We start from the raw sequence: 10,450 nt of genomic DNA on the forward strand, positions 1-10,450 counted from the left end.
AAGCAGTGACGCCCTTGAAATGGCCGGGTCTGTCGGAAGCGACTCGGTCAACGCACGTGTACGTAGGTGCCGGGCGCAGCTTCCATCGGTGCGAAACTGGCGTTGCCCAGTTGCGTGCTGGCAGGGCGCTCGGCCCCGGAACGCTCCTGAATCCACTTCAGCCAGGTCGGCCACCAGCTGCCATCCTGCTGTTTGGCATCGTAGTACCAGGCTCGTGGGTCACTGCTCAGCCGGCTGTGTTCCACGTAATGCGATTTGGGGTTGCCCGGCGGATTGAGGATGCTTTGCACGTGACCGCTGTTGGACAGCAGGAAGCGTCGCTCACCGCCCAGCAGCAGCGTCGAGCGATACACCGAGTCCCATGGCGTGATGTGGTCGTTGATGCCGGCAATGCTGAAACTGTCCACTGTGACTTTCTGCAGGTCGATGGGCGTGCCGCACACTTCCAGAGCGTTCGGGCGGGCCAGCGGGTTGTGTTTGAAGAAATCCAGCAGATCGCCATGCAACGCCGCCGGCAGCCGTGTCGTATCGTTGTTCCAGTAGAGAATGTCGAACGCGGGCGGCGCCTTGCCCAGCAGATAGTTATTGATCCAGTAGCTCCAGATCAGATCGTTCGGCCGCATCCAGGCGAAGACTCGCGCCATGTCGCTGCCGTCCAGCACGCCACGCTGATACGAACGACGCTTGGCGGCTTCCAGCGTCTGCTCGTCGATGAACAGCGTCGCCGGGCTTTCGATCTGTGCATCCAGCAGGCTGACCATGTAGGTCGCGCTGGCAACCCGGCGTATCTGACGCTTGGCCTGCAGGTGGCCTTGCAGCGCGGCGATGGTCAGACCTCCGGCGCAGGCGCCCACCAGGTTCACTTCGCGCGCGCCGGTGATGGCCCGGCAGACGTTCATCGCTTCTTCGGCCGCTTCCACGTAGCTCGAAAGACCCCACTCGCGATGCCGCACGTCTGGATTGCGCCAGCTGATGACGAAGGTTTGCAGGCCGTTCTTCAAGGCGTACTGCACGAAGCTGTTGCTGGGGCTCAGATCGAAGATATAGAACTTGTTGATCTGCGGCGGCACGATCAGCAGCGGGCGAGCGAACTGTTTCTCGCTCATCGGCCTGTAATGGATCAGCTCCAGCATCTCGTTGCGAAACACCACCGCGCCGGGCGTGGTCGCCAGGGTCCGGCCGATCTCGAACGCATCGCGGGTGGTCTGGCGTGGCAGGCCGTTATTGTGCAGAAGGTCGTCGGCCATGTGCCGCAGACCTTTGAGCAGGCTGGTCCCGCCGGAGTCGAACAGAGCCTTGATCGCCAAGGGGTTAAGCAGAGTATTGGTCGGCGACACGGCGTCGTTGATCAGCGCGAACAGGAAATGCGCCCGCGCGCGATCATCTCTCGACAGATCGCTCTCGTCGATCCACTGCTTGATCTGATGCTGCCAGCTTAAATAGACCTGCAAGCCGCGGCGGTACAGCGGGTTGAGGCTCCAGGTCGGGTCGGCGAAACGGCTGTCGCGCGGATTGGGCGGGTAGGGCGTTTCGCCAAGCAACATCACGCGGCCGACCTGATTGCTCAGCGCCAGGGCGCGGCGGGCACTGCGAAACGGGTGGCGCCAGCTTTGGACCGCGACGGCGCGCAGGGTCGACAGCAGGTCACGGCCGCGCAAGCCGGTGATTGCGCTTTGCGCATTGATATAGGTGGCCGGCAGCGAATCGCCTGCCACCATTGTTTCTTTTCGCATGAGGGCAACACTCCTTCGTAAAGCCATCAGCCCATGGAATGGCGCAGGCCCGTGGTCGACGGGCCTGCGCGGTTCTGTGCCATCCGAATTCCTGTCTGTCGGCACAGTCGTCGTTGCTTTTTCGGTTCTCCCGCGTTGCGGAGACGACAGACCCGCTCAGCGGGTCTTGGGTGGCAGCGGTTGCGGATGCATGACGGCGCGCTGCCGTTCCTGCTGCAGAAAACCCATGATGATGGGCGCGACGGCCTCGGCCCGGGTGATCAGGAACAGATGGCCGTCATCGATTATGTGTAGCTGCGCATTGGGTATTCGCCAAGCCAGCAGACGCATATTCACCAGGGGAATCAGCGGGTCGTCGTCGCCGGCCAGCACCAGCGTGGGCTGCTGAATCTTGTGCAGCCAGTGGATGCTGGTCCAGCCCATGCCGGCGAACAGTTGCCAGTAGTAGCCCAGCTTGCCCGACGAACGTACTTTCGCGGCGTGGTTGGCAGCCAGATAAGGATCGCGACGAAAGGCGCCGCCGTAGATTTCCGGCGCGATCCTGATCACATGGGACGGCTGGATATAACGTCGGGGACTTGCCATGAGCCACAGCACGCGCGGCTTGCCCGGCACCATCACCGCGCCGGCCGAGGTGGCGGCCAGCACCAGCTTCTTGCAGCGCTCGGGGTAATCGTGGGCGAACTGCTGCGCCAGCGCGCCGCCCCAGGACACGCCGATCGCGTTGACCTGACCGAAGTCCAGATAATCGAGCATGCGTGCCGCCAGCTTCGCCAGCCCCGGAAAACGGTAGGGCAGGCTGGGTGTGGAAGAGCCGCCCACGCCCGGTACATCGAAGGCAATGACTTCCAGGTCCGGGTCCAGCGCGTCCACGAAGGGGAACACCAGCTCCAGGTTGGCACCGATGCCGTTGAAGATCAGCAAGGGTGTCAGGTGGCTTTTGCCCGGTCGCACGGCGGTGCGGATCGTGTGACCGTCCAGGTCGATGGAACGAAATACAAAGGGTTGAGGCATTCGCGGGGCCCTGTTCGTTGAAACCGCTGACCAAGCCGACCTGATACTAGCGTTCGTGGACGTAAGTGCCTGGCGAAGCTTCCCCGGCCAGATACGTTTTGTTGCCCAGCACTTTGGGCGCTTTTTTCAGATCACCGGAACGCTGGGTCTGCCATGCCTGCCAGTGCAGCCACCACGAATCGGTATGCTTGGTGCCGTTTTCCTGCCATTCCAGTGGATCAACCGGAAGCTCCGGGTTGGTCATGAATCGCGCCTTGGGGTTGCCCGGCGGGTTGAGGATGCTCTGGATGTGCCCGCTGCTGGACAGCACGAACTCGGTGTTGCCGCCAAACAGCCGCGCCGATTTGTAGCAGGACTGCCACGGGGTGATGTGGTCGTTGGTACCGGCAAGGCAGAATACGTCGGCCTTGACCTGCTGGAGGTCGATCGGCGTGCCGCAGACTTCCAGCGCGTTGGGACGTACGAGCGGGTTGTTCTTGAACATCTCGATCAGGTCGCCGTGAAACGCGGCCGGCAGGCGCGTGGTGTCATTATTCCAGAACAGGATGTCGAACACCGGCGGCTCGTTGCCCAGCAGGTAGTTGTTGACCCAGTAGTTCCAGATCAGATCGTTGGGACGCATCCAGGCAAACACCTTGGCCATGTCGCGACCTTCCAGAACGCCGGCCTGATAGGAACGGCGCTTGGCGGTTTCCAGCGTCTGCTCGTCGACGAACAGCGCGACTTCGGTTTCCAGCGTGGTGTCCAGCACGCTGACCAGCAGGGTCATGGCGTGCACTTTCTGCTGCTCCAGCGCGGCGTAATGCCCGAGCAGAGCGGTGCAGGTGATTCCGCCGGAACAGGCGCCGAGCATGTTGATGTCCGGGCTGCCGGTGATTTCGGTCACCACGTCCACAGCTTCCTTGAGTGCTTCGATGTAGGTCGACAGGCCCCACTCGCGCTGCGCCTTGGTGGGGTTACGCCAACTGATGATGAAGGTCTGCACCTGACTGCTCAGGCAGAAGCGCGCCAGGCTCTTCTCGGGGCTCAGGTCGAACACGTAGAACTTGTTGATCTGCGGCGGGACGACCAGCAACGGACGTTCGTGAACCTGTTCGGTCAGGGGCTTGTACTGGATCAGCTCCAGCAGGTCATTGCGAAACACCACCGCGCCTTCGCTGGTGCCCAGGTTCTTGCCGACCTCGAAGGCATCCATGTTCACCTGGCTGGGCATGCCGCCGTTGTGCACCAGATCCTTCGCCAGATGCGAAAGCCCGTCGAGCATGCTCTTGCCGCCGGTTTCGAAAAAGCGCTTCACCGCCGCCGGATTGGCCGCCGAGTTGGTCGGCGACATCGCCTCGGTCAGCAGATTGATCACGAAGTGACCGCGGCTGATGTCTTGCGGCGTCAGGTTGCTGTTGCCCACCCATTCGTGCAGCTCGGCACGCCAGGCGAGGTAGATCTGCAAATAGCGTCGATACAGCGGGTTGTGGCTCCAGGCGGGATCGGCAAAACGTCGGTCGTCCGCCGTGGGCCGTAGTTCGGATCTGCCTAGCAGGACGTTGCCCAGCTCGGCGCCGAAATGGACGACGTGCCGCAGGCTGTGGACAGGCTGCCTGAGCGCCTGGCGCAGAACGATGCGAGCGGTGGTCAGCAAATCCTTGCGGCGCAGGCCTACCACCGGATTGAGGCTCAAGGTGTGTTCAGAGGCTTGCAACTGCAGGTCATCGTTGTTCTTGCTACTCATCTACGACGCTCCATTGTCCGAGACGAGTACCGACGGCTGCCTGTGACCAGTGACCCAGGCGAAGTGCCGGTACTACTGCTCGTGTGACCGATGATGGTTGCCAGTCAATTTCCGGAATTTTTGCAAGCTACCGCGAAGGCGCCTGAACAGCTGCGCTTCACGTGACCACGGCTTTGCAAACGGCTGTCCGCATCAGGGCGATGCTGGAAACTGACAAAGTCATTGGTTACGCGAGATTCCATTAATTCGCAAGCAGGGCCAGTCATTGACCGCTGCGCGGAACATTGAAACAAAATCGATTAGAAAGTGCGTTCTAAAACGGCAGGCGGCGGGCCAGGGCGGCCGGATGAGACGAGCATGGATCGACCGGGCGGATGTCGGAGAACCTGCGGACTGACGAGTGACCGGTTACAGCATCAGCTTGATGACTTGCTCCGAAGGATCGCGGGACTTGCCGGCCTTCTTGAGTTCCTGCAAGTAATCTTCCCACAACGCGTCCTGACGTTTTCCCAGCTCGTACAGGTAGTCCCAGGTGAACAGGCCGCTGTCGTGACCGTCGTCGAAGGTGATTTTCAGCGCGTACTGCCCGGCCGGTTCGACCTGGCTGATGCCGACGCCCAGCTTGCCGAACTGCAGGATCGGATTGCCGTGCCCCTGCACCTCGGCGGACGGCGAATGCACTCGCAAAAACTCGGCAGGCAAATGGTACTCCTCGCCGGGCGCGTATTTCAGCGTCAGGGTCTTGGAGGCCTTGTGCAGCTGGATGGCAGTCGGAAGTCGAGTCATGAGTCGCAGCTTAAAGGCGCGAGCGTCGGGCTTCAAGCCAGACGCGGAATGTAAAAAGCTGCAAGCAGGTTTCCCCGCTTGCAGCTTCGTGGTCCCGGAGCGGGTTTACAGAATATAGCGCGACAGATCTTCGTCGTTCGCCAGCTCGCCCAGGTGGCTGTTGACGTAGTCGGCGTCGATGCTGATGGCGGCGGCGTCCGGGCTGCTCGCCAGATCACCGGCGCTGAACGACAGCTCTTCGAGCAGGCGTTCGAGCAGGGTGTGCAGACGACGGGCACCGATGTTTTCGGTCTTCTCGTTGACCTGCCAGGCGATCTCGGCCAAGCGCTTGATGCCGTCGGGCTTGAACTCGATGTTCAGACCTTCGGTCTTGAGCAGCTCGCGGTATTGCTCGGTCAAGGACGCGTGCGGCTCGCTGAGGATGCGCTCGAAGTCCTGCGGCGTCAGGGCCTTGAGCTCCACGCGAATCGGCAGACGACCTTGCAGCTCAGGCACCAGATCGCTCGGCTTGCTCAAGTGGAACGCGCCGGAAGCGATGAACAGGATATGGTCGGTCTTGACCATGCCCAGTTTGGTATTGACGGTGCAGCCTTCGATCAGCGGCAGCAGGTCGCGCTGCACGCCTTCGCGGGACACATCGGCGCCGCCGGTGTTGCCGCGCTTGGCGACCTTGTCGATTTCGTCGATGAACACGATGCCATGCTGCTCGACCGCTTCCAGTGCCTTGACCTTCAGCTCCTCGTCGTTGACCAGACGGCTGGCTTCTTCGTCGCGCACCAGCTTGAGCGCTTCCTTGACCTTGAGCTTGCGGCTCTTCTTCTTGCCCTTGCCCATGTTGGCGAACAGGCTCTGCAGCTGGTTGGTCATTTCTTCCATGCCCGGCGGCGCGGAAATGTCGACGCCAACGTTCTCGTTGACCTCGATTTCGATTTCCTTGTCATCCAGCTGGCCTTCGCGCAGGCGCTTGCGGAACAGCTGACGGGTGTTGGAGTCGCTGCCAGTCGCCGGCTCTTCGTTGAAACCACCACGAGCCGGAGGCAGCAGTGCATCGAGAATGCGGTCTTCGGCGGCGTCTTCAGCGCGATGACGGACTTTGACGATTTCCTGTTCGCGCAGCAGCTTGATCGCGGCGTCGGCCAGATCACGGATGATCGACTCGACATCGCGGCCTACATAGCCGACTTCAGTGAACTTGGTGGCTTCGACCTTGAGGAAAGGTGCGTTCGCCAGTTTGGCGAGACGACGGGCGATTTCGGTCTTGCCGACGCCGGTCGGACCGATCATCAGGATGTTCTTGGGCGTTACTTCGACGCGCAGCTCTTCGGGAAGCTGCATGCGGCGCCAGCGGTTACGCAGCGCGATGGCTACGGCGCGCTTGGCATCGTCCTGGCCGATGATATGGCGATTGAGTTCATGGACTATTTCGCGGGGAGTCATGGACATGATGAATACGATCCTCTGAATGAAATGAAGCCGGCACGGCCGATACAGGGGTGACGTGCAGGCTTATTCGGCGAGGTCCTGCTCCTCGATGGTGATGTTGTGGTTGGTGAACACACAGATGTCGCCGGCAATGTGCAGGGCAGTCTCGGTGATCTCGCGGGCCGACAGCTCGGTCTTGAGCATCAGCGCGCGGGCGGCGGCCTGGGCGAACGCACCGCCCGAGCCCATGGCGATCAGGCCGTCTTCAGGCTCCACGACATCGCCGTTACCGGTAATGATCAGCGAGGCGTCCTTGTTGGCGACTGCGAGCATGGCTTCGAGACGGCTCAGGGAACGGTCGGTACGCCAGTCCTTGGCCAGCTCGACGGCAGCGCGAACCAGATGGCCCTGGTGTTTTTCCAACTGGCCTTCGAAGCGCTCGAAGAGGGTGAAAGCATCGGCGGTAGCGCCAGCGAATCCGGCAATCACTTCACCGTGGTACAGGCGACGAACCTTCTTGGCGTTGCCTTTCATGACGGTGTTGCCCAGGGAAACCTGGCCGTCGCCGGCCATGACGACTTTGCCGTGGCGGCGCACTGAAACGATGGTGGTCAAGGGGAGAGTCTCCACGCAGCGGGGCGAAAATGCCCTGATGGAGACACATATGGGGGTGGGTGTGGTTATTTCAACCGTGGGGGATGAATGGTGTTTCATCGCCAGCGAGCTGGCTCCTACAGCATCAATGCGCGTAGGAGCCAGCTTGCTGGCGATAGGACGCATGGGGACGTTATCAACGCCCCTGCCGCTGCTGCAACAACAAATTATTGAACCCGCCAGCCGCCAGTTGTTTCTGCGCGGTGGTCAATTGCTCACGGTTGCTGAACGGCCCGACCATCACGCGGTACCAGGTTTCGTCCTTCACCGTGCCGGATTCCACGTTGGCGCTCTGACCCAACATGATGATCTGTGCCCGAACCTTGTCGGCATCGGCCTGTTTGCGGAACGAGCCGGCCTGCAGCACGAAGGTGGTGACCGGTGCGGGCTTGTTGGTCGCCACCGGTGGCGCCGGTGGAGGTGTCAGGCCGCTGAGGGCTGCCTGGGCGCGGGCCGTGTCGATCTTCGCCGCCTGCTCCGGCGTCACCGGCGCAACCGGCGCTACGGCCGGTGGCGTTTTCTCGGGTACGGCTTCGTTCGGCACGATGACTTCCGATTCCGGCAGCAGCGTGTAGAAGTCGTACTTCGGCTTGACCGGCGCCGTCGGGCTGGGCGGCGTCTTGTTGGCTTCGGCGATCTTGGCGGCGGCCTTGGCCTCGGCCTTTTCGCGCTTGATATCGGCACCGCCGGGTTCAAGCTTCATCAGAAAGACAATGAACGCACCTACGGTCAGGCCGACGGCCAACCACACCCATCCTGGGATCGGCTTCTTCGCGGGCGCCTGATAACGGCTGGCGCCCCGCTTGGGAGCCGGTTTCTTCTTCGCAACTGCCAACTTACATACGCTCCAGAGTTTCCAGACCCAACAGATCCAGGCCTTGCTTGAGGGTGCGGCCGGTCAGTGCAGCCAGACGCAGACGGCTTTGCTGCTGATCGGAATTCTCCGCACCAAGGATCGGGCAGTTTTCATAGAAGCTGGAAAACAGACCCGCAAGGTCATACAGATAAGCACACAACACGTGCGGCGTGCCTTTTTCGGCCACGTTGTTTAATACTTCGGCGAACTGCGCCAAACGTGCAGCCAGATCCTGCTCTTGCGGCGCGTCCAGCACGATGCGACCCTGCGTGGCGTCGAAAGGCGTCCCCAGCTTGCGGAACACCCCGGCGACACGGGTGTATGCATACAGCAGGTAAGGCGCGGTGTTGCCCTCGAAGCTCAGCATCTGGTCGAAGTTGAAGCTGTAATCGCTGGTGCGGTGTTTCGACAGGTCGGCGTACTTCACCGCTCCGATACCCACGGCCCTGGCGATGGCGCGCAATTCGTCTTCCGGGGTCTGCGGGTTCTTTTCCTTGACCAGCGCATAGGCGCGCTCTTCGGCTTCGTTGAGCAGGTCGATGAGCTTAACGGTGCCGCCGTCACGGGTCTTGAACGGACGACCGTCGGCGCCGTTCATGGTGCCGAAGCCCATGTGTTCCAGCTGCATGCCTTCATGGACGAAACCGGCGCGGCGCGCGACTTCGAACACTTGCTGGAAGTGCAGGGCCTGACGCTGATCGACGAAGTACAGCACGCGGTCGGCTTTCAGCACACCGCTGCGATAACGAATGGCAGCCAGGTCGGTGGTGGCGTAGAGGTAGCCGCCACCAGCCTTCTGCACGATGACCGGCAGCGGGGTGTCTTCGGCGGTGCGGAATTCTTCGAGGAACACGCACTGCGCGCCGTTGCTCTTGACCAGAAGGCCGCTGGCCTTGAGGTCGCTGACGACGTTCGCCAGGTCATCGTTGTAGGCGCTTTCGCCTTTCACGTCGGCCGGTGTCAGCTTGACGTTGAGGCGCTCGTAGGTCTGCTGGCAGTGCGACAGGGAAATCTCGTTGAAGCGTGTCCACAAGGCCAGGCATTCGGCATCGCCCGCCTGCAGCTTTACCACCAGCGCGCGGGCGCGTTCGGCGAATTCTTCGGACTCGTCGAAGCGCTGCTTGGCCGCGCGGTAGAAGTTCTCCAGGTCGGACAATTCGTCGCTGGTCGCCGGCTTTTCCTGAAGATAGGCCAGCAGCATGCCGAACTGGGTGCCCCAGTCGCCCACATGGTTCTGGCGAATGACGGTGTCGCCGAGGAATTCCAGCACATTGGCGACGCCGTCGCCGATGATGGTGGAGCGCAGGTGGCCGACGTGCATTTCCTTGGCCAGATTGGGCGCGGAAAGGTCGACGACTACCCGTTGCGCGGCGCCTGCCTTGCGTACCGACAGCTGAGGGTCGGCCAGCGCGGCGTCGAGCCGGGAGGCCAGCGCCTGGGTGTTCTGGAAGAAGTTGAGGAAGCCGGGACCGGCGATCTCGACCTTGCTGACCTGCTCGTCAGCTGGCAGCGCGGCGATGATTTTCTCCGCCAGATCACGCGGTTTCATGCCGGCCGGCTTGGCGAGCATCATGGCGATATTGCTGGCGAAATCGCCGTGGGTCTTGTCCCGCGTGTTCTCCACCTGAATCGCCGGCGTCAGCCCTTCCGGCAAGACGCCCTCGGATACGAGGCGGGTCAGGGCTTGTTGGATCAGCTGGCGAATGGTGTCTTTCATGATGCTCTCTTCGACCGCAAGCGCGGTAGCGCTTCGATGCGCGGGTGGAAAAACTCTGCATTATCCGTTGCGAACGCCGCATTGCCAACCGCCTCGCGCCCACACAAACCCCAATCTGTAGGAGCGAGCTTGCTCGCGATCTGCCGCAAAGCGGCAGCAAGACCTGATCAGGCGGTGTGTCAGGCGTGCCCTGCGTATCCGCATCGCCAGCAAGCTGGCTCCCACGGTCTGTGTAGGAGCCAACTGTCTTTCGACTCTCTCCGATGAGCGGGCGCAGCCCGCCTCATCCGGGCGTCGTCATACCGGCTGATCCCTCCACGGGGTTCCATCCCGCGCCATGGCGTTCAGGCGTATCAACAGCACCCGCATGCACGCCACCAAGGCCACCTTTGCACACTTGCCGTTCGCGAGCAGCCGCGTATAGCGCGCTTTGAAGTCGGCATTATGGCGTACCATCACCAACGCGCACATGTACGCCGCACGACGCAGTTTCGCCCGCCCACCGTAGATGTGGCGCTTCCCGTTCTTAGCGCCGCTGTCGT

The 10,450-nt window shown here is 61.8% G+C and carries 9 protein-coding genes; all 9 read right to left on the reverse strand.

Annotated features, from left to right (window positions below; translation table 11 throughout):
- Nucleotides 1-47: 47 nt before the first annotated feature.
- A complete protein-coding gene (gene phaC / locus TRP66_RS13290; protein WP_333402933.1) occupies nucleotides 48-1,733 on the reverse strand; it encodes a class II poly(R)-hydroxyalkanoic acid synthase in 1,686 nt (561 codons plus the stop codon).
- Between the two features lie 156 nt (nucleotides 1,734-1,889).
- Nucleotides 1,890-2,747, reverse strand: a complete 858-nt coding sequence (gene phaZ, locus TRP66_RS13295) for a poly(3-hydroxyalkanoate) depolymerase (RefSeq protein ID WP_333402935.1) — start codon at nucleotides 2,745-2,747, stop codon at nucleotides 1,890-1,892.
- A 46-nt stretch (nucleotides 2,748-2,793) separates the two neighbouring features.
- The gene (phaC, locus tag TRP66_RS13300; protein WP_333402937.1) at nucleotides 2,794-4,473 is read right to left on the reverse strand and encodes a class II poly(R)-hydroxyalkanoic acid synthase; all 1,680 of its coding nucleotides are present in this window, start codon (nucleotides 4,471-4,473) and stop codon (nucleotides 2,794-2,796) included.
- A gap of 408 nt (nucleotides 4,474-4,881) precedes the next feature.
- Entirely contained in the window at nucleotides 4,882-5,259 is a 378-nt protein-coding gene (locus TRP66_RS13305) for a DUF971 domain-containing protein (protein ID WP_333402939.1), read from the reverse strand.
- Nucleotides 5,260-5,364: 105 nt separating this feature from the next.
- Nucleotides 5,365-6,702: an HslU--HslV peptidase ATPase subunit gene (hslU, locus tag TRP66_RS13310; RefSeq protein WP_333402941.1), complete on the reverse strand. Its 1,338-nt coding sequence runs from the start codon at nucleotides 6,700-6,702 to the stop codon at nucleotides 5,365-5,367.
- Between the two features lie 63 nt (nucleotides 6,703-6,765).
- On the reverse strand, nucleotides 6,766-7,296 hold the full coding sequence (hslV, locus tag TRP66_RS13315) for an ATP-dependent protease subunit HslV (protein ID WP_333402943.1): 531 nt from the start codon (nucleotides 7,294-7,296) through the stop codon (nucleotides 6,766-6,768).
- Nucleotides 7,297-7,471: 175 nt separating this feature from the next.
- Nucleotides 7,472-8,170, reverse strand: a complete 699-nt coding sequence (locus tag TRP66_RS13320; protein ID WP_333402945.1) for an SPOR domain-containing protein — start codon at nucleotides 8,168-8,170, stop codon at nucleotides 7,472-7,474.
- A 1-nt stretch (nucleotide 8,171) separates the two neighbouring features.
- Complete coding sequence (gene argS / locus TRP66_RS13325; RefSeq protein ID WP_333402947.1) at nucleotides 8,172-9,908, reverse strand: arginine--tRNA ligase; 1,737 nt, start codon at nucleotides 9,906-9,908, stop codon at nucleotides 8,172-8,174.
- Between the two features lie 297 nt (nucleotides 9,909-10,205).
- Nucleotides 10,206-10,450, reverse strand: a 245-nt coding sequence (locus TRP66_RS13330; RefSeq protein WP_333402949.1) for a transposase, incomplete at its 5' end; no start/stop codon positions are given.

Origin of the sequence: Pseudomonas sp. JDS28PS106 (genome assembly GCF_036706555.1) — a bacterium.
GTDB lineage: Bacteria > Pseudomonadota > Gammaproteobacteria > Pseudomonadales > Pseudomonadaceae > Aquipseudomonas.